This window comes from Arthrobacter sp. ISL-30 (assembly GCF_018613855.1).
GTDB lineage: Bacteria > Actinomycetota > Actinomycetes > Actinomycetales > Micrococcaceae > Arthrobacter.
Window position 1 is genome coordinate 81490 of sequence record NZ_JAGGPK010000009.1, and the last position, 22459, is coordinate 103948.

Genomic DNA, 22459 nt, shown 5'->3' on the forward strand with positions numbered 1-22459 from the left:
AAGAACGACGACGGCGGGAGCTTCCCGCCGTCGTCGTCCTTAGTCTTGATTCCGGTAATGTCCTTCAGGTGCGGGCCGGCTCCGCCAGGATGGAGTCGATCTGGCCCGCGGCCTCCTTCATACCTTCTTCCATACCCATCTCAAGCATCTGCTCGAACTGCTCTTCGGACTCGAAGGTGGACACAACCGTCATTCGGGTCCGGTCGCCAATGGGCTCAAGGGTGACGATGGCATGGGTGGCACCGAGGTCACCAGTCGGCTCGCCTTCCTCATCGGCGAAGCCATCATCGAACTCAAGGTGGTGGGGAGCGTCAATGGCAGTGAAGCGCCACCAGCCATTGCTCTTCTCACCGTCAGGCCCCGTCATGAAGTAGGTGGCCCGTCCGCCGGGCTTGAACTCGTGTTCCTTGAAGGTGGCGGGCCAGGTGGGCGGACCCCACCAGCGCTCGAGTTGGCGGGGATCCTCCCAAATCTGCCACACGCGCTCAACGTTTGCGTCGAACTCGAGGACGATGGTGAGGTTCAGCGCCTCAAGGTTCTTGACCGTGCTGACAACCGTCATGGCAATACCTTTCCTACTTCAGTCAGAATTTTCTTCAGCCAGAATGTCGGCGATCCGATCGGCACGCTGCCGCCAGATCTCCTCGTACTCTTCGAGCAGACGCCGGGCTTTCTGGAGCCCTTCATGATTTCCCCGCACGATCTGCTCCCTTCCGCGCTTCTCCTTCGTGACGAGCAAGGCGCGTTCCAATACCGCCACGTGCTTCTGAACGGCGGCGAAACTCATGGCGTAGAGGGCCGCAAGACCCGATACCGAATACTCACCGACGGTCACCCGATGGACAATGTCCCGGCGGGTGGCATCGGCGAGCGCCTGGAACAGGCGATCAAGCTCGGCATCGCTAAACTGATCTACAACCATTTGGTTGTAGGATAATCCTGACGCCTAAACGAGTCAATGGGCGCTCGCGGCCTTTTTCCTGGACAACGTGATGCAGATCGCACCCTTTAAACGCAGCCCCTTCAGGGTTGTGATGAGACTCACTGGCCATAATGCGGCAATCCGCTTGTGGCTGCAGATTTGCGATGTGCAGTATGGAAAGGCAGGTTGGGAACGCGAGTTCCCAGCGATGCAACCCTGAAAACCCATCCTGGTGGACGCAATGAGGCCAAACCGGTGAGCTCGCCGAGCTGCCCAAGGCCTCAGGCGTTCATGGATTGCTCATACCGTGGCTCCGCATCGGTGCGAAGCTGCTCCACGAATTCATGAATGGAAGCACTGAACAATGACGTTTGAAACTGCCGACTCCGTAACGCTGAAACTATGGGACCGCTCCACCAGGGACCATACGCTAGAAGCGCTGGTGAACGACCTTTCAGCACGCCACAACACCTCCAAGAGCAGCATCGCGGTCACCTGCAGCGGACCCAACACCTTTACCGTCAGCCTGAATCCCGCGGCCCAGAAGGCTCCGACCTTCGAGGAAGCTACCCGGAACTAGAAACGGCAGGGGACGGCGGCGGGAGGCACTCCTCCCGCCGTCGTCCGTCGTTAAGCCTCGTCCCCAGTTAAGCCTCCGCAGCTAAGCCTCCGCCGCCGGCGCCGCAAACTGCGCCTCGTACAGTGCCGCATACGCCCCGCCACCTGCCAGCAACTCTGCATGCGTCCCCTGCTCCACGATGCGGCCGGATTCCATCACCAGGATGAGGTCGGCGTCGCGGATGGTGGAGAGCCGGTGCGCGATCACGAAGCTGGTCCGATCCGAGCGGAGGGCGCTCATTGCCTTCTGCACCAGCACCTCAGTCCGGGTATCCACGGAGCTCGTCGCCTCATCCAGGATCAGGACTGAAGGCCGGGACAGGAATGCCCTGGCGATGGTGAGCAGCTGTTTCTCCCCCGCGCTGACGTTCCCGCCTTCGTCGTCGAGCACTGTGTCGTAGCCCTCCGGGAGGGAACGCACGAACCGGTCCACATACGTGGCGCGCGCCGCCTCCTGGATTTCCTCCTCGGAAGCATCGGGCCGGCCGTAGGCGATGTTGTCCCGGATTGTCCCGCCGAACAGCCACGTATCCTGCAGGACCATGCCCATCCGCGAGCGCAGCTCCCGCCGCGTCATGGAGGCGACGTCAACGCCGTCGAGCGTTATCCGTCCCTTATCCAGCTCATAGAAGCGCATCATGAGGTTCACGAGCGTGGTCTTCCCGGCGCCGGTGGGACCCACAATCGCCACGGTCTGGCCCGGCTCTGCGACGAGGCTCAAATCCGAAATGAGTGGCTTGTCCGGCGAGTAGCGGAAGGAAATGTCCTCGAACACCAGCCGCCCCCGCACCTCTTCGGGAGATTCGGCAGGCTCGGGCTCGGGGCTTTCCTCCTCGGTGTCCAGGAGTGCGAACACCCGCTCGGCGGAGGCGACTCCGGATTGCAGCATGTTGGCCATTGATCCCAGCTGGGCCAGCGGCATGGTGAACTGCCGCGAGTACTGGATGAAGGCCTGGACGTCGCCCAGCTGCATCGCCCCGGAGGCCACCTGCAGTCCGCCCACGACGGCGATCCCCACATAAACGAGGTTCCCGATGAACGTCATGGCGGGCATGATGAGGCCGCTGATGAACTGCGCCCCGAAACTCGCGTTGAAGAGCTCGGCGTTCTTCTCCCGGAAGCGCTGGCCCACTTCCTGCTGGCGTCCGAAGACCTTCACCAGGGCATGCCCCGTGTAGGTTTCCTCGATCTGGCCGTTCAGTTCGCCGGTGTGCTTCCACTGCGCAACGAAGAGTTTCTGCGAGCGCTTGGCGATCAGCACGGTAGTCACCAGCGTCAGCGGCACAGTGACCAGGGTGATCAGGGCAAGCACGGGCGAGAGGAAGAACATCATGATGATGACGCCGATGACCGTCAGCAGTGAGGACACCACCTGGCTAATGGACTGCTGCAGGCTCTGCGAGATGTTGTCCACGTCGTTCGTTACCCGGCTGAGCAGCTCACCGCGCTGGATGGAGTCGAAGTAGCGCAGCGGGAGGCGATGGATTTTCGCTTCGATCCGCTCGCGCAGCCGGTGTACGGTGCGCTGCACGACGGCGTTGAGCACGTACGCCTGCGCCCAGCCGAACGCTGAGGCCAGGACGTACAGCACCAGGACCCACAGCAGAACGGAGGACAGTGCGGCGAAGTCGATCCCCTGCCCTGGGGTCAGGTTCATCGCGCTGAGCATGTCCGCCCTGGCCGTCTCGCCGGACGCACGGAGCTGCTCGATCACGTCGGCCTTGCTCGCCCCGGCCGGGAGATCCTGGGATACGACGCCGGCGAAGATCAGGTTGGTGCCTTCGCCCAGGAGCCTTGGTCCGAGCACGTTCAGCGCCACGCTGGCGATGGCGAGCGCGACCACCAGCGTGAGCCACAGCCGCTCCGGGTGCAGGGTGCCCAGCAGCCTCCGGGCGGAAGCGCTGAAGTTCGTCGCCTTTTCGGCAGGAATGTTCATCCCGGCAAACGGCCCTCCGCGGCCGGGTCCCATTGGCGGCCTGGGCGGCCGGTTCATCGCTGTGGCGGTCCCTGGACCACTGCCGCTCATACCGCCTCCTCCGCCGCCAGTTGCGATGACACGATCTCCTGGTACGTCTCGGAGGACTCCAGCAGCTCGTCGTGCGTGCCGCTGGCTGCGATGCGTCCGTCCTCAAGCACCAGGATCTGGTCGGCGTCGGCGATGCTGGACACCCGCTGGGCGATGATGATGAGGGTAGCGCCGGCGGTGTCGCGCTTGAGGGCGCGACGCAGCCGGGCATCGGTTGCCGTGTCCAGGGAGGAGAAGGAATCGTCGAAGATATAGAGCTCGGGCCGTTTCACCAGGGCCCGGGCGATGGCCAGCCGCTGCCGTTGGCCGCCCGAGACGTTGGTCCCGCCCTGCGAAATGGGCGCATCCAGTCCGCCCTCCATTTCCTCCACGAAGTCCCGCGCCTGCGCCGTGGCCAGGGCCCGCCACAGCTCTCCCTCCGTGGCGTCCGGCTTTCCGTAGAGCAGGTTGCTGCGCACTGTCCCGGAAAACAGGTAGGGCTTCTGCGGGACCAGCCCGATGTGCCCCCACAGCAGGTCCGGGTGGAGTTCCCTGACGTCGACGTCGTCGATCCTCACCGAGCCGGTTGTGGCGTCGAAGAGCCTTGGCAGAAGGTTCACCAGGGTCGTCTTGCCTGAGCCCGTGCTGCCGACGATCGCCGTCGTTTGCCCCGGCCTCGCCGTGAAGCTGATGCCGCTCAGGACGGGCTGCTCCGCACCCGGGTAGGCGAATCCGACGTCGCGCAATTCCAGTTCACCCCGCCTGCCGTTCGCCCTGCCGGTGGCCCGCATGACAGCATGCGACGGCGGCCGCACGCTGGATTCAGTCTCCAGGACCTCGCCGATCCGGTCGGCGGACACGGAAGCGCGCGGGATCATCACAGCCATGAACGTGGCCATCATGACCGCCATCAGGATCTGCATGAGGTAGCTGAGGAAGGCGATCAGCGTGCCCACCTGCATGGAGCCGTCCTGGATGCGGAAGGCGCCGAACCAGATGACGGCCACGCTGGAGCCGTTGAGCACCAGCATGACCACCGGGAACATGAGCGCCATGAGGCGTCCGGCGCGCAGCGCGGTGTCCGTGACGTCGTCGTTCGCCGTCCTGAATCTAGCCGTTTCCAGATCCTCGCGGACGAACGCCCGAACGACGCGGATGCCGGTGAGCTGTTCGCGCAGCACCCGGTTGACGGCGTCAATGCGGGTCTGCATCAGGCGGAACAGGGGCACCATCCGGGTGACGATCAGCCCGACGCCGACCAGCAGCACGGGGACGCAGACCGCAATCAGCCAGGACAGCTGGACGTCCTGCTGGATGGCCATGACCACGCCGCCGATGCTGAGCATGGGGGCGGCGACCATCATGGTGCAGCCCATCAGGACCAGTTGCTGGACCTGCTGGACGTCATTCGTGGAGCGGGTGATCAGCGACGGCGCGCCGAAGCGCGTGACTTCCTGCTCCGAGAACTCGCCCACATGCGTGAAGATCGCTTCGCGCAGGTCCCGGCCTGTACCCATGGCCGCCTTCGCGCCGAAATACACGGCTGTGACCGCGCAGGCGATTTGCACCAGCGTGATGATCAGCATGATGCTGCCGAGGCCCAGGATATAGCCGGTGTCGCCCTTCGCCACGCCTTCGTCGATGATGTCGGCGTTGAGGGTTGGCAGGTAGAGCGAAGCGATGGACTGTGCCAGCTGGAAAATCACGACGGCGACCAGCAGCCGCCGGTGCGGACGCAAGTATTGGACGAGCAGCTTCCAAAGCATGAGGACTCCCACTCGGGCGAAGATCCGAAGGCCAGTTTACGACCCGTTGCTGGAGGCAACTAGGGGAGATTCCCTGTCAAGTGGACGTGCCCGCCCGTGCCGAGGTGTGAGATCTGCTACCCAGACGCAGGCATACGTGCTTGAATTTTGACGTGATTGTCGATGGCAGCATGCTCCGGAATGCCTGGGAGTTGTTCTCTGCGCTGCCAGCTCCCTCCCGCTTGCGGATCCTAAGTGTTCTGTCCGGCGGGCCGTCGAGGGTGAGCAACCTGGTGGCATTCACCGGATTGTCCCGGCCGTTGATCCTCACCCACCACGTTATCTGCGATGCGATATCCCACACGCAGGAGGAGCCCAAGCCCGCGGCTCCTGCCTGATCAGCCCCTCAGGGAGACGAAATGACCACCCACGAAATTCATGCCGAGCACAGCCTCTCAGAGCACCAACACGGCGGTCCCGACTGTACCCATGACACAGTCCAGCACGGCGACCACCTGGACTACCTCCATGATGGCCACCGCCACGCCGAGCATGACGGCCACTACGACGAACATGACGACCCCGCTGAGCACACCCTGCTGGAGCACCAACACGGCGGTCCCGACTGCACGCATGAGACAGTCCAGCACGGCGATCACCTGGACTACCTGCACGATGGGCATCGCCACGCCGCGCACCAAGGCCACTACGACGAACATTGAGGCACGGCGAGGAAGTGGGATCTCGGCGTATTGGCGTGATGAAAGGCCGAGATCTCACTCCTCGACGCCAGGGTCCGACCCTAGGAAAACTCTTTCAGTGCGTTCGTGAGAAGGCTGCCCGGCGCCCCAAGGCGCCGGTGGACGCCGTCGGACGCCACTAGTTCACCTGCAATGACGACGGCGGTCACGTCGCTTGCCGTCGCGCTGAACGCGAACTGCTGGGGCAGGGACCCGGCCGTGCGGGCGGAATCCGGGGCGACGGCCATGAGGTCGCAGACCGCCCCCGGACGGAGGGCCCCCGGCGGGATCGGTGTCCCCATGGCAGCGGTGGCGCCGGTTGTCGCAGCGGCCAGCAGTTCCAGCGGGGAGAATCTTCCCCGCTGGCCGGACCCCAGCCGCTCGCCATGTTCCAAAGTGCGCATCTCGATCCAGGGATCGATCACGGCGTGCTGGTCCGTGCCCAGCGCAATGGTCGCACCGGCGTCGGACAATGCCCGGGCCGGGCCAATCCCGTCGGCGAGGTCCGCCTCAGTGCTCGGGCACATCACCACCGTCGACTCCGCCTCCCCCAGCAGCCGAATGTCGTCGGGCGTGAGGTGCGTGGCATGGACCGCAGAAAGGCGCCGGGTCAGCAAGCCGTGCCGCTCCAGCAGCGCGGCCGGAGTGACGCCGTACACCTGAAGGCAGGCCTCGTTTTCGGCAGGCTGCTCGCTCAGATGGATATGAAGGGGAATGTCCGTGGGCAACTGTTCGGCGACGGTTTTGAGATCCGGTTCGGGAACGCCTCGGACGGAATGCAACGCTGCTCCCACACTGATCAACTCCGGGGGAAAAGCCCGGGCTATCTCGGCCCGAAGCGAGCTCAGCCTGTCCAGCCAGGCCTGCGCGTCGGCGTCGCCGAACCTCGCCTGTTCCGGGCTGAGGGGCGCCCCGATGCCGCCAGCCAGGTACAGGGTGTCGAGGAGGGTCAGCCTGATGCCGGCGGACATTGCCGCACGGGCGAGCGCCAGTTCCATCGCATGCGGTTCCGGATAAGGCGTGCCGTCCAGCTGGTGGTGGACATAGTGGAATTCGGCCACGCTGCTGAAGCCGGCCACCACCATTTCCGCAAAGACCGCGGTGGCCAGCTTTTCGTATTTTTCCGGCGTCAGTTCGCCGGCGCTCCGATACATCTGCTCCCGCCACACCCAGAAGTCGCCGCGCCCGTCGTGGGTGCGGCCGCGCAGGATCCGGTGGAAGGCATGGGAGTGGGCGTTGGCGGCTGCGGGGAAAACAACACCATTCAGCATCTCGTCGCCCGGTTCGGGACTGACGCCGGAAGAAACGCCGACAATCCGTCCTTCCTGAAGGGCCAGCCTCACTCCGCTGGCGACCGTGGGAATGCCGTCGGCCTCTACCCATGCTGCCTCGCACCAGATGCCGCTCACAGCAGGCCCTCCAGGACGTCAGCGAGGGCAACGGCACCGGCGTCGGCGTCCTCATCGGCCACATACTCTTCGGGAGAATGCGAGATTCCGCTCGGATTGCGGACGAACAGCATGGCGGAAGGCACGTAGCCTGCCAGGACTCCGGCATCGTGGCCGGCACCGGTGGCCAGCACGGGCGCGCCCGGCAGGATCCCGCTGATCCGTCGACTCAGGTCGGGATCAAAATGCACGGTGTCGCTGTAAGACTCCTCTGTCAGGGACACCGAGCATCCTTCCCTCGTCGCGATCTCCCGGGCGGCCGCATAGATTGCCTCGATCAGCCGGGCTGTTACGGCGTCGTCGGGGTGGCGGGCATCAAGCCAGAGGTCTACGCGGGAAGCAATGACATTGGTGCCGCCGGGGACGGGGATCAGGCGGCCCACGGTGGCGCGTGCGTCCGGCTCCCGAGCGGCGGCGTCGCGAACGGCCACAATAATCTGGGCGGCAGCAACCATAGGGTCAGCACGGTCAGCCATGAGTGTGGTTCCTGCGTGGTTGCCCTGACCGTGGATGCTCAGCTTCCATCGGCCGTGACCCAGGATGGAACTGCCCACCGCGATGGCCGGGCCGTCCGCCCCGAGCCCCTTTCCTTGCTCCACATGCAATTCCACGAACTCCCCGATCCGCGCCAGCGCCTCCTGGTCCGGGCCGACATGGCGGGGGTCGAGGCCGTTGGAGCGGGCCACGTCGGCAAAGGTGTTGCCGTCGGCGTCGTGCAGGTTCAATGCCTTATTGACCTCAATGGCGCCGGTGAGGAGCCGTGATCCCAGGCAGGCCACACCGAAACGGGAACCTTCCTCCTCGGGAAATACGGTGATTGCCAGGGAACGCCCGGGAACAGTCCCGCGGGCCTTAAGGAGGTCGACGGCGGCCAGTGCGGAAGCGACGCCAAGGGGACCATCGAAAGCCCCTCCCCCAGGGACGGAATCGAGATGGCTTCCCGTGACCAGCGCGCCGTCCTGGGGCTTTCCCCACCAGGCCCAGATGATCCCGTTGCGGTCGGTTTCGACGTCGAGGCCCCGCTGACGTGCCTGGTCAATGAACCAACTCCTCAGGTCCAGTTCAGCGGTGGAGTAGACGGGACGGGAATAGCCTCCGCGAACGACGTCGCTGCCGACGTCCTGGATTGAGTGAAGCAGCTGGGTGACGGTTTCCACATGGACCTCCGATTGATGACGACTGCCACCAAGTAAAAACCACATTTCATTGCATGACAAGGCTCCCCAAGCTCCCCAAGACACAGTTAACACGGTGGAAACCGAGGTAGAAACAGCCAGTTTTCATGACATGCTCCCCTGTTACCGATCAGCTAAGAATGTGCGTCATCTTCCATCCCGCCCTTGCCATAGGTTGAAAGTTGGTTTTTACTTAGTGGCAAGAGATAGTGATTCGGACCACTTGAAAGCAGGTCGGAAAGTGGCGGCAGATTCTTCCACCCGGACAGTCGAAAGGGCCCTCGCCCTGCTCAGTGCGGTCTGCACTGACGGCTCCATCAGCCTGAGCGACGCAGCACGTGTAGTGGACCTGTCCGCCAGCACAGCGCTTCGCCTCCTCAGGACCTTGGAAGGCAGCGGTTTCGTTTCCCGTGAGCCGGGAGGCAACTTCCGGCCCGGTGCGAGTGTCATCCAGTTGGGAGCTCTCGCGTTGAGCCACGAATCCCTGGTTTCACTGTGCACGCCGCACATGAAAAGGCTCGTCGCCCACACGGGCGAGTCCTGCTACCTCAGCATTCCCGGTCCCGGCGGCACCGGCATCTACATTGCCATCGTCGAAGGAACGCACTCGGTGCGCCACACCAGCTGGGTGGGCAGGAGCATTCCGCTGGACGGTTCAGCAGCCGGCAAGGTGCTGACCGGAGGACAGAATGAGCGCGGCTTCGCCATTGTGCGGAGCGGGGTGGAAGACGACATCACGGCCGTCGCTGCACCCATTGTGATCGGTGGCCGAACCGTCGCCGCATTGAGCATCGTCGCACCGAGCTATCGCTTGGATGAGGCCAAGGCCCGGAAATTTGGCGAGGAGCTGGTGAGGGTGGCCAACAACATCCTGACCGAGCCCTCCGAAAACCATGAAGTGCCCCAGGAAAGCATGGAAGATAAATGATCAAGTTTGAAAACGTCAGTAAGGCCTATCCGGACGGAACGGTGGCCGTCGACGGGCTGAACCTCGAAGCCCCCACAGGGAAGCTGACCATCCTCGTTGGTCCCTCCGGCTGCGGCAAGACCACGTCCCTGCGGATGATCAACCGCCTCATCGAACCCACCAGCGGAACCATCTACCTGGACGACCAACCCACATCCGGCATGGATGCAGCGTTGCTCCGCCGCCGGATCGGCTATGTCATCCAGCACGCCGGCCTGTTTCCGCACCGCACCATCGTAGACAACGTGGCAACCATGCCGGTGTTGCTTGGCGAGAGCCGGCAGAAGGCCCGCATGAAGGCCCTTGAACTGATGGAGCGTGTGGGGCTTCCCGCCAGCTTTGCCAAGCGCTACCCGTGGCAGCTTTCCGGCGGCCAGCAACAGCGTGTGGGAGTTGCCCGTGCCCTGGCCTCGGACCCTGCCTTCATGCTCATGGACGAACCGTTCAGCGCCGTCGACCCCGTGGTCCGGGCACAGCTCCAGGACGAGTTCCTGCGGCTGCAGCGCGAAATCGGCAAAACCATCATCATGGTCACCCACGACATCGATGAGGCACTCAAGCTCGGAGACCAGGTTGCCGTCATGCGCGTCGGCGGAAAGCTTGCGCAGATGGCTTCGCCGTCGGAGCTACTCACCTCCCCCGCAGACGAATTCGTGGCCGATTTCGTGGGCCGCGACCGTGGCTACCGTTCCCTCGGCTTCAGCAACGCCGCCGGCACAGTGACCATCACTGAGGAGCCGGTAGTGCAATTGGGTGCTTCCGCTGCCGAGGCCCAGGCCAAGGCCTCCGGAGCCTGGGTCCTGGTTGTCGACGGCGGACGCAAGCCGCTGGGCTGGGCGCAGACCGAGCTGATCAGGGGCGAAGTCAAGAGGGAGCACCTGAACCTCAGCGGCACCTCCGCAACGTCCAACGGAACGATGCGGCAACTGCTCGACGCCGCCCTCTCCTCGCCGAGCCGGCGCGGCGTCGTCGTCAATGAACACGGTGAGCTCATCGGCACCGTCACGGCCACTGACATCGTCAAGGCAATCGAGGAAGAACCCCACTTGGAGACGGTCCGATGAACGTTGAATGGCTGGGCCGCCAGTTCGACAACATCGTTTTCCTCTTTGGCTGGCACGTCCTGCTGGCCGTCGCTCCCCTTGTGTTGGGGCTGCTGATCGCGCTGCCGCTCGGTTGGTGGGCACACCGCAGCCGGCGGATCTACCCACTGCTGGTAGGCGCTGCCGGACTGCTGTACACCGTTCCTTCGCTGGCCCTGTTCGTGCTGTTGCCGCTGGTCCTGGGCACCAAGATCCTGGACCCCCTCAACATCGTGGCCGCCCTGACCATCTACACCGTGGCCCTCCTGGTCCGGGTGGTAGCCGATGCCCTGGACTCCGTGCCCGAAGAAACCGTCCAGGCAGCGAAGGCCATGGGCTACCGCGGCTACCAGAGCCTGGTGAAGGTGGAGCTCCCGGTGGGCGTCCCCGTGATCAGCGCAGGCCTGCGCGTAGCGGCAGTGTCCAATGTAAGCCTGGTGTCCGTGGCCGCCCTGCTCGGCATCCCGCAGCTCGGCTCGCTCTTCACCCAGGGCTTCCAGCTCCGGTTCTTCACGCCGATCATCGCCGGCATCATCCTCTGTGTGGTCCTGGCCATGATCCTTGACGGACTGATCATCCTTCTCAATCGGTGGCTCACACCGTGGACCCCCAAGGTGGTGGCATCGTGATCAACTACTTGTTCGACCCCGCGCATTGGACCGGCGCAGACGGCATCCCCACCCTGATCGGCGAACACCTGCTGTACTCGCTCATCGCGCTCGGCATCGCGGCCGTTATCGCCGTGCCGCTGGGCATCTACATCGGGGTGACAGGCAAAGGCGTCTTCATGATCGCAGGCCTGGCCAACGCCCTTCGCGCGCTACCGAGCGTGGGCCTGCTGATTCTGCTGGTGCTGCTGATTTCCCCTGCCTTCCCGTCCAAGATGGGCTACATCCTGCCAAGCCTCATCGTCCTGGTGCTGCTCGCGGTCCCGCCCATCCTGACCAACACCTACGCCGGCGTTCGCGCGGTGGACGCAGCCGCCGTCGACGCCGCCAGAGGCATGGGTTTCCGCACCATGAAGATCCTCACGGACGTGCAGCTGCCCTGCTCGCTCCCCCTCATGCTGTCCGGCGTCCGCAGCGCACTGCTCCAGATCATTTCTACGGCGACCATCGCGGCGTACATTTCGCTCGGTGGACTCGGGCGTCTCCTGATCGACGGCAAAGCGCAGAACGACTACAGCCAGATGGTTGCCGGCGCCGTGCTGGTGGCGCTCCTCGCGCTGTTCTTCGACCAGCTGCTCGCCTTTATCACCCGCAGGGTTGTCTCACCAGGATTGACCCGGCGCGACGTCAAGGCACGCGTTACGACGCCGGCTACCGCCGACGCCGTGAAGACTCCCGTCACGGTCTGACTCCCTTCGATAATTCCCAACATTTACCTCCATGTTCCGCCCCACCTGGCCGCTGCATGCCTAACGCCGGCCATACCCAGAAAGCAACCAACATGAAAAAGTACCTGACCGGCTTCACCCTCGCCGCGGTCGCGGCCATAACCCTTAGCGCCTGCGGCGGCGGCGACCCGATGAGCACGTCGAACAACACCCAGGCGGCAGCGGGCGACAGCATCATCGTCGGCTCCGCGGACTTCACGGAAAGCCAGCTGATCGCAAAGATCTATGCCGAGGCCCTCAAGGCCAAGGGCGTCCAGGTCACCGAAAAGCCGAGCATCGGCAGCCGCGAAGTCACCATCCCGGCGCTCAAGGACGGTTCTATCGACCTTATGCCTGAATACGGCGGCGCCCTCCTGCAGTACCTTGACCCGCAAACCAAGGCTGTCTCCTCGGAGGATGTCGCCAAGGACCTGGCCACCAAGATTCCCTCCGGCCTGACCATGCTGACCCCCTCCGAAGCCGAGGACAAGGACGTTTTGACCGTCAAGAAGGAAACCGCCGAGAAGTACAACCTCAAGACCATCAGCGACCTCCAGCCCGTCGCCAAGGAACTCGTCCTCGGCGGCCCGCCGGAGTGGAAGACCCGCCTGAATGGCGTTGCCGGCCTGAAGTCGGTCTACAACCTTGAGTTCAAGGAATTCTCAGCGCTCGACGCCGGAGGCCCCCTTACGCTGAACGCCCTCCTTTCAGGTCAGGTCCAGGTTGCAGACCTCTTCAGCACCGATCCCGCCCTGGCTGAGAACGACCTCGTTGCCCTCGACGACGACAAGAACCTGTTCCTCTCCGAAAACATCGTCCCCGTGATCAACCAAAAGAAGTCAACCGAGAACGTCAAGGACGTGTTGAACAAGGTTTCCGCAGCCCTGACTACCGAGGACCTGATCGAGATGAACGGCCGCGCAGCCAAGTTTGAAGACCTCGGGGACATCGCCAACGACTGGCTCAAGTCCAAGAACCTGGCCTGAGTCGAACAGAACTGAGCGAGGAGCAATACGTTGAAGGCCGATTTCACTACTGGTGCCCGTCCGGTCAAGGCTGCCCGGGGTACGGAGTTGACTGCGAAGTCCTGGCAGACCGAGGCGCCGTTGCGCATGTTGATGAACAATCTGGATCCGGAGGTTGCCGAGCGCCCTGATGATTTGGTGGTGTATGGCGGTACGGGGCGTGCGGTGCGGTCCTGGGCGGCGTTTGATGCGATCACCCGGATGCTGGAAACCATGGAGAAGGACGAGACGCTGCTGGTGCAGTCGGGCAAGCCGGTTGGCGTGTTTCGCACGCATGAGTGGGCTCCGCGGGTGCTGCTGGCCAACTCCAACCTGGTGGGGGACTGGGCCACGTGGCCGGAGTTCCGCCGGCTGGAGGCCGAGGGCCTGATGATGTACGGGCAGATGACCGCGGGGTCCTGGATCTACATCGGCACCCAGGGCATCCTGCAGGGCACCTACGAGACGTTCGCCGCCGTCGGCCGCAAACTCACTGAAACGGGCCGGCATCCGGCCCCGGCCGCCGAGGGTTCCGCTGAGGGCCCGCTGGCCGGGACGCTGACGCTGACCGGCGGGTGCGGGGGCATGGGCGGGGCGCAGCCGCTGGCTGTCACCTTGAACGACGGGGCGTGCCTGATTGTCGATGTTGACGAGAGCCGGCTGCGGCGCCGGGCCGGCAAGCGGTACCTGGACGAGGTCGAGACCGACCTGGACGCCGCGATCGCCAAGGTGACCAAGGCCAAGGAGGAGCGCCGCGGCTGGTCGGTCGGGTATGTGGGCAACGCCGCCGAGGTGTTCCCGGACATCCTGGCCCGCCACGTGGCCGGGGAGCTCACGGTTGATGTGGTGACGGACCAGACCTCCGCGCATGATCCGTTGTCCTACCTTCCTGAGGGCATCAGCGTGGCCGAATGGCACACCGAGGCCGCCGCGGACCCGGAGGGGTTCACCAAGAAGGCCCAGGCCTCGATGGCCAGGCATGTCCAGGCGATGGTGGAGTTCCAGGATGCCGGGGCCGAGGTGTTCGATTACGGCAACTCGATCCGGGATGAGGCCCGCAAGGGCGGCTACGCCCGGGCGTTCGAGTTCCCCGGCTTCGTGCCGGCCTACATCCGGCCGCTGTTCTGCGAAGGGCTGGGCCCGTTCCGCTGGGTCGCGCTGTCCGGGGACCCGGAAGACATCGCGGTCACCGACGCCGCGATCAAGGAACTGTTCCCGGAGAACACCCACCTGCACAAATGGCTGGACGCCGCCGCGGACCGTGTCGAGTTCGAGGGCCTGCCCGCGAGGATCTGCTGGCTGGGCTACGGCGAACGCGCCAAGGCCGGGCTGCTGTTCAACCGGCTCGTCGCCGAGGGCAAGGTCAAGGCCCCGATCGTGATCGGCCGGGACCACCTGGACTCCGGCTCCGTGGCCTCCCCCTACCGGGAAACCGAAGCCATGGCCGACGGCTCGGACGCGATCGCCGACTGGCCGCTGCTGAACGCGCTGCTCAACACCTCCTCCGGCGCCACCTGGGTCTCGATCCACCACGGCGGCGGCGTGGGCATCGGCCGGTCCCTGCACGCCGGCCAGGTCTCCGTAGCCGACGGCACCGACCTCGCCGCGCAGAAACTCGAACGCCTCCTCACCAACGACCCCGGCATGGGCGTCATCCGCCACGTCGACGCCGGCTACCCCCACGCCATCGAAGTCGCCAAAGAACGCGGCGTCCGCATCCCCATGACCGAATAACCCTCGCGGTAGGCCCAACCACCCGAACTTCAGGAAGGATCAGTTCATGATCGAGATCGACGGACGCCGGCTGGACTTGGCTGTACTTGCTGCGGCCGCCGCAGGGGGCAGCCAGGTTAGATTGGCGCCGTCGGCCCTTGAGCGGATGGCCGCATCGCAGCGGTCCGCGCAGGCAACTGCGCGGACCCGCCCGGTCTATGGTCGCTCCACTGGCGTGGGCGCGAACCGCTCCGTCTCCTTGGAACAAGGGGTCGCGGGAGCGGACAGTCACGGTCTCAACCTGCTGCGGAGCCATGCCGTCGACGCCGGGCGGCCCCTGGACCGCGAAACCGTTCGGGCCATGCTCATCATCAGGCTCTCCCAGCTCGCCGCCGGTTCCTCGGGAATCAACCCCACTGTGGCTGAAGCTTTAGTGGCAATGATCGACGCCGATGCCCTCCCGGAAGTGAGGGAATTCGGCGGGATCGGAACTGCCGACCTGCCTGCTCTGTCAGGTACCGCTCTTACCCTGTTGGGCGAGCGGCCAACTATGGACGGGCAGAAGGTCCCGGCGACCTTGGACGAGTGGGCCACGGAGGATGCCCTGCCGTTCATCAGCTCCAACGCTCTCACCATCGCGCAGGCCGTTGTGGCCCATCAAAAATTGTCGACGCTGCTGGAAAACCTGACCTCAATCAGCGCGCTTTCCTTCATCGCGATGTCCGGGAATGCCGAGGCCTTCAGTCCTGAAGTGGGCCGTGCTGCGGATTCGCCGGCAGTCACTGGAATGGCGGAGCTGCTGCGCGGACTCGTGGACGGCAGCGGAGATCCCGCACGCATCCAGGACCCGTACTGCCTGCGCACCCTGCCCCAGGTCCTGGGGTCCATCGTCGAGGAACTGGACGCCCTCAAACTCCTCCTGCAGCGCCTCTTGGTGGCGGGCAATGAGAACCCGCTGGTGTTCGGGGCCGCTGAGGACGGCAGCAACGGCGTCGCCCATCACGGCCTGTTCCAAATGACCAACCTCGCCCGGCGCGTCGACACACTCCAGCTCGCCCTCAGCTCAGCGTGTGCGACGATCCTCCGCAGGATCAGTCTCCTGTGCGACCCCACCTACACGGGCCTCAACCGATTCCTGGCCGCTGACAACGCAGGTCAGTCGGGCGTCATGATGCTGGAATACGTGGCGGCCGCCGCCGTCGGACGCATTCGTGCCAATGTGCAGCCGGTAAGCCTTCAGACGGCGGTCCTATCGCTCGGTGCCGAAGAGGATGCCAGTTTTGCGAGCGTCGGCACGTCGGCGCTGGATTCCACAGTCCGAGCGCTAGCGACGGTCATCGGCGTCGAATTGGTCTGCGCCGCAAGGGCTCTTCGCTTGCAGGGCAGGAAATCGGAGGAGTTCCGCAGCGTGCGGCTCCGCACGGTTTTCGACGCCGGACTCTCCCTGCCGGCCGACGTCCAGGACCGGGACCTCCGCGAGGATGTCGACACCGCAACCGGCATGGCGCTTCTTCCAGGATTTCGAGCTCAACCACCCACCCAGCACTGATCACTTTTGATCAACTCTGTTCCTTATTGTTCGAATCCGTTGTCGTGGAGTAATCGCTCACATAGCGTCGTCGGGGAGCAGATCAGGCATGAAGTAACGCGCCTGGTCCGCACATCACCCGCAAACTCTCCAACGATGAAGGGCCCATTATGACGATCTTTGAGGGCGGAATGCGAAGGTCGGCGACCATGGCCGTCCTGGCCGCCACCGCGGCCGCCGGACTGGCGGCTTTCCCCACCGCCACCGAAACAGCAGCAGCGGCGGAAACCGCACCCACTCCGGTCACCATCACTCCCAACCCGGCCAGCAAGGGCGAGGCGTTCAGGGGCTGGGGCACAAGCCTGGTCTGGTTCGCGAATGCCACGGGAGGCTATCCGGACAGTATTCGCGAAGAGCTCTACCAAAAGGTCTTTGGCAAGGACGGCCTGAACCTGAACATCGCCCGTTATAACGTGGGCGGCGGCAGCGCCTCCGATGTGGCGAACTACCTTAACGATGGAAGCGCCGTCGAAGGCTGGTGGAAGCCCGTCACCGAATCCAGCGCTGAGACCCCGCTCCTCTCGAACCTCTACAACCCGGACGGCTCTGTGGATCCCGCGCAGGCGAACAAGCTGGCGTTCCTGGAGCAGTGGGACCCCGAGAATCCTGCTTCCTACAACCCCGACGCCCGACAAGACGCAGCGTTGGTGGGTTGAGCGGCTCGCCGCCGAACAACAGATCTCCCATTGGGAGGCCTTCAGTAACTCTCCGCCCTGGTTCATGACCAGGAGCGGCTACGTCTCCGGGCAGGTCAACACCGCCAAGGGCGAGAACCTGCTGCCCCAGGGCGAACAGAAGTTCGCCGCCTACATGAAGCACGCCGTCGAGCTTCTCGAAAAGGGAAGCGGCATCAGCGTGGACACCATCGATCCATTCAACGAGCCCAACTCGGGCTATTGGGGCACGGCGATCGACAGCGCAACGGGCAAGCCGCCTACCTCGTTTACCCAGAAGCAGGAAGGCGCCCTCATCTACCCGGCGGCCCAAGACCGGGTCACCAAGCTGCTCGCCGCCGAACTCGCCAAGGACGGCACCTCCACGGAGGCAATCATCTCGGCCATGGACGAGACGGATCCCAGCAAGTTCATGACCAACTGGAACGCCTACAGCCAGGAGGCCAAGGACGCCGTCGGGCAGCTGAACGTCCACACCTACGGCACCAATGACCGGCGTCGGGTCCGGGACCTGGCCAAGTCGGCTAACAAGCCGCTGTGGATGAGCGAAGTGGGCGGCTTCTGGCCGGGCAACCCCGCCCTCGGTGACTCCACCAGCGGTTGGGACCGCTCCAACATCACCAACGGCCTGGGCATCGCCAGCCGCATGGTCAATGACCTCCGCGAATTGGAACCGGACGCCTGGGTATTCTGGCAGCCGGTGGAAGACACCTACAAGCAGGAAAAGGGCGACAAGGGCTGGGGCTCCATTTACGTCGACTTCGACTGTAACTACGACGGCCGGGAAGGCTTCTCCAACCGCAGGCTCAACGACGGCGCCTCCCCCGACGACGCCAAGTGCCGCGTCCTGACCAACCAGAAGTACAACACCACGCGGAACTTCACGCATTACATCCGCCCAGGCGATTTCCTCATCCAGAACGAGGATCCAAAGACCGCGAGCGCCCTTCGCGCCGATGGCACGGGAGCCACGCTGGTGCACTTCAATGACACTCCGACGCCGGAGACCGTCACCATCGATCTGTCCAAGTTCGCCAGCATTACCGACGGCGCCACCGTCACCCCGGTGGTCACCACCAAGTCCCCGGTGGATGACATCGAGCGGAATGCCTTGGTGAAGGGCGCCCCGGTTGCCGTGGATCGTACGGCCAAGAGGGCCACGCTGCAGGTCCCGCCCGCCTCGGTTGTCACCTTCCTGGTGGACGGCGTCAGTGGCGTGGCCGAGGAGGCCGCACCCGTCGTCGACGGCCACAGCTACCACCTGACCGGCGAGGCCAGCGGCAAGTACCTCACTGCCCGCGCCGATGCCTCCGCAGGCATCGAGGAATTGGGCGCGAACGCCGCCGTAGTTGCTTCCCAGCTGTGGACCTTCAACGCGGTAAACACCGACGACGAGTTCTCCCATGACCGCCGCTGGGTCCTCACCAATAGGGACGGCAGGGTGCTCACGGGAAACGGCGGCCTGCTCAATCGCGCACAATCAGGCGCCGCGAGCCTTTCCGCGATCAGCCTGGACGAGGCCAAGACCAACCCGTCGGCGCAGTGGATCGTGACCACGGAAAACGGCAAACAGTGGACCCTGGTCAACGCCGGCGCCGCGATAGCCCTCCAGGTATCGGGCGGGCAGACAGCCGCCGGCACCGCCGTCGCACTCGCCTCATCGGCCGGTTCCACGACCACGGCCACCAGCAACGCCCACCAGGCGTGGGCGTTCACGGACCTCGCGGACCTGGTGCTGCTGGGAGCGAAGTCCACGGAACTCAGCACGCCCATCGGAGTTGCGCCGTCCCTCCCGAAGACCGTGGTGCCTCTCTATGAAAAGGGTCCGGGACGTCCTGTGGCCGTTCAGTGGGAAGCCGTGGACCCGTCCGTCTGGAACAAGCGCGGCACGGTCACGCTGCACGGATCAGGCACCGATCCTTACGGCCAGTCCTTCACCGATGCAGAAGTTGTGGTGACCGTTGGCAAGTATGTGGCGACCGACCCGGCGTCGGTGACTGTCGGCGTCGGTACCTCCCTCGCCGACGTTCAGGCCGCGGCGCCCGCCGCGGTTCCCGGCCAGATCGGGGCCGGCACGGCCAGGAACAGCCTCGCCGTGACGTGGGACTGGAGCACCTTGGATGCCGCGGCGCTTCAGGCCCCCGGTACGGCCACCGTCCGCGGGAAAGCCGCCACCGGCGTCGCAGGTGACAAGGCGCTCGACGCCGTCCTCACCGTGATTGTCGTGGACCGGGTGTCCAGCAGCAACGTCTGCAAGGATGATCCCGCCACCACAGTCACAGCCAGCTACACCGAGCCCTCCTACGCCCCCAAGAACACCTGCGACGGAAACACCTCCACTCGCTGGTCCAACTGGGTCAGCGGGGGACGCAACGGCGACAGCCTGGACTACGCCTTCACCCGCGACTACACCGTGAATTCCGTTAAGGTAACCCTGGCTGAGAAGGCGGCCCAGAGCCTGAAAGTCCAGTACCGGGACGCTTCGGGAGCATGGAAGGACACATCCGCCGGCACCATCACCGGCCTGACCACCACGGCCCCGGTTACGGTGACCTTCGAGCCCGTCATCACCCGCGGCATCCGAATCTCCCTCACGCATCCGGGCTCGTACACCAAGGTCGCCGAGGTTGCCATCTCCGGATCCAAACTGGCAGATGCCGGCGTGGCGGAGCTCGGCCGGCTGCTGGTCGACCAGAAATCCGTGGTCGGCTTCGCCCCGGGAGTCGCACAGTATGAGGTACTGACAGAGTCGACGGCGGTGCCCACCTTGGCCGGCTACGCGCTGGACACGAACGCCAAGGTTTCCATTGCGCAGGCGACTGAGGAGAACCCGACGGCGGTGGTCATCGTGACGGCGCCGAACGGCATTTTGAAAGAACACCGGGTTTCCTTCGTCACCGGGAAGCAGGAATGCATCGATAACGGCTGGTCCAGGAACGTCGAGCCAGGGTTCCAGAGTGAAGGGGAATGCGTGAGCTACTTCGCCGCGCAAGGTTAAACCGCCGTCGGGCCGAGGGCTGTCGGGCCGAGGCCACGGCCGTGAAAAGGAAAGTGCCGCCTCCTCCGTTTCGGAGGAGGCGGCACTTTTCCGGTGGTCGAACCTGTCCGGACCCGATTTGGACAGGCTCGACCACCCCAGATAGTCCGCTTAGCGGGTGTAGGTGATCTTCGGCATCGCCGGAGTCTTCATGCCTTCACCGATGAAGAAGCTCGGGTGCGGAGGCTGGTTGTAGGAGACGTTCTCGCGGGCCACGCCGAGACGATAGTCGGAGTCATGCATCAGGGTGCGCAGGCGAACCTTAGTGGGGGCAGTGGTGGTGTAGATGCGGAGTTCATTGCTGTCCGACGACGGCCACACCAGTTCCTCGCGCCAGTCGCCCATGATGTCCGCCTGGATGGCCGGGTTTCCCTTGGTGCCGTTGTTGGTCTTGGCATCCTCCGCGATCAGCAGCTTGTCGCTGGCCTGGGTCTCCCAGTTCCACTTGGCGATGGTGGGCACGCCTGTCTGCGTCCCCTCGTCGAAGTCGTGGTCGACGATCTCGCGCAGCAGGTCACCGTCCCACCAGGCAAGGAAGTTCGCGGCCGGGATCTTCTCGGAGAGTAGCTCGCCCTTGGCCGAGCGCATCTGGCCCACTGTGGAGTTCCAGGCCGCGGTTCCGCCGACGGCCCAACCTTCGGCGCCGGCATAGCGCGGATCGATATCGCCGGCAGCACCCCGGCCGGTGTCGCGGACAGCCGGGATGCTCCAGAGAACCTCCCCTGTGGCGGAGTCACGGAACGTGGCACCGCGGTTACCGCTGGCACTCATGCTCTCATGCACGGCAAAAGTCTCCAGCCCTGGCCGGGAGGGGTCGAGGTCGCTGGTGTGGATCGCGTCGCCATGGCCGAGCTTTGTGTTGTAGAGCGGCTTGCCGTTGTCGTCGATGGTCATGGAGCCAAAGACGAACTCGTCCTTGCCGTCAGAGTCCACGTCCGCCACGGACATGTTGTGGTTGCCCTGGCCCTTGTATTCTGCGCCCGCGATGTCTGAATCGAAGGTCCAGCGCTTAACGAGCTTGCCCTCCACGAAGTCGTAGGTGACCAGGACGGTGCGGGTGTAGTAGCCGCGGCTGAACATCAGGGAGGGACGTTCGCCGTCGAGGTAGGCCACTGCCGCCAGGAAGCGGTCCACACGGTTGCCGTAGCCATCGCCCCATGCCGAAACTGAGCCGCGCGGCGGATCGTAGTTGACCGTGTCCACGATCTTGCCCGTGGCTCCTTCGAAGACCGTAAGGAATTCGGGGCCGGTCAGAATGTAGCCTGCTGTATTGCGGTGGTCAGCGTTGGGATCGCCGATCACGGTCCCGGCGTCATCCGTGGTTCCATCCGCGGTCTTCATGGAGACCTCGGCTTTGCCGTCGCCGTCAAAATCGTAGGCCAGCAGCTGGGTGTAATGGGCTCCGGCGCGGATGTTGCGGCCGAGGTCGATCCGCCACAGCTTGGTGCCGTCCATCTTGTAGGCGTCCACATACACATTGCCGGTGTAGCCGGGCCGGGAGTTGTCCTGGGCGTTGCTCGGGTTCCACATCTGGATGACTTCATACTTACCGTCGCCGTCCAGGTCCGCCACGCTGGCATCGTTGGCGGAATAGGTGTAGGGCTTGCCGTCCGGCGTTACGCCGTCCGCAGGCTTGTCCAGCTTGATGGCAAGGTAGTTCTGGGCCATTGGGCTGAACTCTTCGGTGAACTCCCCGACTCCATTGCCCACGGTCTTAATCACGTACTTGGACGATGCAGTCCCGGTGCGATCGACGTAGGTGGTGCTGTCGCGGATCGGTTCCACGGTGAGCTGTACGCCGTCGCGGATGACGTGGAAGCTTGCGCCCTCCAGATCCAGGCCCAGCATCCTCCAGCTGAGGCTGACGCCTTGGTCCGTGAGGACAGCGACGGGCGCCCGGTCCAGCTTCTCCATCTGCCGCTTCAGCAGGCCGTTTTCCGACTGCTCAGGTAACGGAGGTTGTATGACCTCGGCATGGGCCAAGGACATTCCGGACATGGCTATGCCCGCCGCTGCAAGTGAAGCAGCCGCTGCTCTTGATCCTGTCCGGAACCACTCTCGGGTCTTTTTTCGTTTGGTGAAGGAACTCAAAGAACATCTCCTTTGATGCATGCCGATGCGGCGGAGCGCCACATGGAACCTAAACTTGCTTTGAACTTGAACCTGCTCCCGATTGGAACGATTCATTGAGAGTGCCAATCCCACCCGTGGCAATTGGGCAGGATTGGCTTGAAGATTCACTGGCCCGGGTCTCGACGAGCATGAACCGTTTACACCCAAAAGGTCTATCAGTCGCTGCAGGCAGAGGTCAAGCAAACGAACAAAATCTACCAATGCCCCATGTCAGCTGCATTGTCAAGGCATTT

The 22459-nt window shown here is 64.2% G+C and carries 19 protein-coding genes; 11 read left to right on the plus strand and 8 right to left on the minus strand.

The window, feature by feature from the left end:
• Positions 1-64: 64 nt before the first annotated feature.
• Together J7E82_RS03230 and J7E82_RS03235 are read right to left on the minus strand one after the other, a co-directional pair.
• Complete coding sequence (locus J7E82_RS03230; RefSeq protein WP_214860323.1) at positions 65-562, minus strand: SRPBCC domain-containing protein; 498 nt, start codon at positions 560-562, stop codon at positions 65-67.
• Positions 563-580: 18 nt separating this feature from the next.
• A complete protein-coding gene (locus J7E82_RS03235; protein WP_214860330.1) occupies positions 581-922 on the minus strand; it encodes a helix-turn-helix transcriptional regulator in 342 nt (113 codons plus the stop codon).
• Positions 923-1286: 364 nt separating this feature from the next.
• Here J7E82_RS03235 and J7E82_RS03240 point away from each other — a divergent pair, with 364 nt between their 5' ends.
• On the plus strand, positions 1287-1502 hold the full coding sequence (locus J7E82_RS03240) for a hypothetical protein (RefSeq protein ID WP_214860331.1): 216 nt from the start codon (positions 1287-1289) through the stop codon (positions 1500-1502).
• 81 nt (positions 1503-1583) lie between these two features.
• Here J7E82_RS03240 and J7E82_RS03245 read toward each other — a convergent pair whose 3' ends face one another.
• Positions 1584-3566, minus strand: coding sequence for an ABC transporter ATP-binding protein (locus J7E82_RS03245; protein ID WP_285289691.1), 1983 nt, complete (start codon positions 3564-3566; stop codon positions 1584-1586).
• The gene (locus J7E82_RS03250; RefSeq protein WP_214860332.1) at positions 3563-5311 is read right to left on the minus strand and encodes an ABC transporter ATP-binding protein; all 1749 of its coding nucleotides are present in this window, start codon (positions 5309-5311) and stop codon (positions 3563-3565) included. Before J7E82_RS03250 ends, J7E82_RS03245 begins: the two co-directional genes overlap by 4 nt.
• 170 nt (positions 5312-5481) lie before the next feature.
• Here J7E82_RS03250 and J7E82_RS03255 point away from each other — a divergent pair, with 170 nt between their 5' ends.
• The gene (locus J7E82_RS03255; RefSeq protein ID WP_214860517.1) at positions 5482-5688 is read left to right on the plus strand and encodes an ArsR family transcriptional regulator; all 207 of its coding nucleotides are present in this window, start codon (positions 5482-5484) and stop codon (positions 5686-5688) included.
• 57 nt (positions 5689-5745) lie between these two features.
• Here the strand turns inward: J7E82_RS03255 and J7E82_RS03260 are convergent, their stop codons facing one another.
• The 3 genes from J7E82_RS03260 to J7E82_RS03270 all read right to left on the minus strand — a co-directional run bounded on the left by J7E82_RS03260 (position 5746) and on the right by J7E82_RS03270 (position 8635).
• Positions 5746-6009 (minus strand): hypothetical protein, encoded by a 264-nt coding sequence (locus J7E82_RS03260; protein ID WP_214860333.1) that lies wholly within the window; start codon positions 6007-6009, stop codon positions 5746-5748.
• Positions 6010-6092: 83 nt separating this feature from the next.
• Positions 6093-7439, minus strand: coding sequence for a formimidoylglutamate deiminase (locus tag J7E82_RS03265; protein WP_214860335.1), 1347 nt, complete (start codon positions 7437-7439; stop codon positions 6093-6095).
• Positions 7436-8635, minus strand: coding sequence for an allantoate amidohydrolase (locus tag J7E82_RS03270; RefSeq protein WP_214860337.1), 1200 nt, complete (start codon positions 8633-8635; stop codon positions 7436-7438). Before J7E82_RS03270 ends, J7E82_RS03265 begins: the two co-directional genes overlap by 4 nt.
• Before the next feature lie 214 nt (positions 8636-8849).
• Here J7E82_RS03270 and J7E82_RS03275 point away from each other — a divergent pair, with 214 nt between their 5' ends.
• From J7E82_RS03275 to J7E82_RS03310, 9 genes are all read left to right on the plus strand, one after another.
• Positions 8850-9581: an IclR family transcriptional regulator gene (locus J7E82_RS03275; RefSeq protein WP_214860339.1), complete on the plus strand. Its 732-nt coding sequence runs from the start codon at positions 8850-8852 to the stop codon at positions 9579-9581.
• Entirely contained in the window at positions 9578-10684 is a 1107-nt protein-coding gene (locus J7E82_RS03280; RefSeq protein WP_214860341.1) for an ATP-binding cassette domain-containing protein, read from the plus strand. The genes J7E82_RS03275 and J7E82_RS03280 overlap by 4 nt, the downstream gene beginning before the upstream one ends.
• Positions 10681-11331, plus strand: a complete 651-nt coding sequence (locus tag J7E82_RS03285; RefSeq protein ID WP_214860343.1) for an ABC transporter permease — start codon at positions 10681-10683, stop codon at positions 11329-11331. The genes J7E82_RS03280 and J7E82_RS03285 overlap by 4 nt, the downstream gene beginning before the upstream one ends.
• Positions 11328-12059, plus strand: a complete 732-nt coding sequence (locus J7E82_RS03290; protein ID WP_308113587.1) for an ABC transporter permease subunit — start codon at positions 11328-11330, stop codon at positions 12057-12059. Before J7E82_RS03285 ends, J7E82_RS03290 begins: the two co-directional genes overlap by 4 nt.
• Positions 12060-12151: 92 nt before the next feature.
• Positions 12152-13063, plus strand: coding sequence for an ABC transporter substrate-binding protein (locus tag J7E82_RS03295; protein WP_214860347.1), 912 nt, complete (start codon positions 12152-12154; stop codon positions 13061-13063).
• Between the two features lie 30 nt (positions 13064-13093).
• A complete protein-coding gene (locus J7E82_RS03300) occupies positions 13094-14815 on the plus strand; it encodes a urocanate hydratase (RefSeq protein WP_214860349.1) in 1722 nt (573 codons plus the stop codon).
• Positions 14816-14861: 46 nt separating this feature from the next.
• The gene (locus J7E82_RS03305) at positions 14862-16343 is read left to right on the plus strand and encodes an aromatic amino acid lyase (protein ID WP_214860351.1); all 1482 of its coding nucleotides are present in this window, start codon (positions 14862-14864) and stop codon (positions 16341-16343) included.
• A gap of 149 nt (positions 16344-16492) precedes the next feature.
• Positions 16493-17038, plus strand: coding sequence for a hypothetical protein (locus J7E82_RS20500; protein WP_251041374.1), 546 nt, complete (start codon positions 16493-16495; stop codon positions 17036-17038).
• A 64-nt stretch (positions 17039-17102) separates the two neighbouring features.
• Entirely contained in the window at positions 17103-20054 is a 2952-nt protein-coding gene (locus tag J7E82_RS03310; RefSeq protein ID WP_374223581.1) for a discoidin domain-containing protein, read from the plus strand.
• Between the two features lie 150 nt (positions 20055-20204).
• Here J7E82_RS03310 and J7E82_RS03315 read toward each other — a convergent pair whose 3' ends face one another.
• Positions 20205-22205 (minus strand): rhamnogalacturonan lyase, encoded by a 2001-nt coding sequence (locus tag J7E82_RS03315; RefSeq protein WP_285289692.1) that lies wholly within the window; start codon positions 22203-22205, stop codon positions 20205-20207.
• Positions 22206-22459 lie beyond the last annotated feature (254 nt).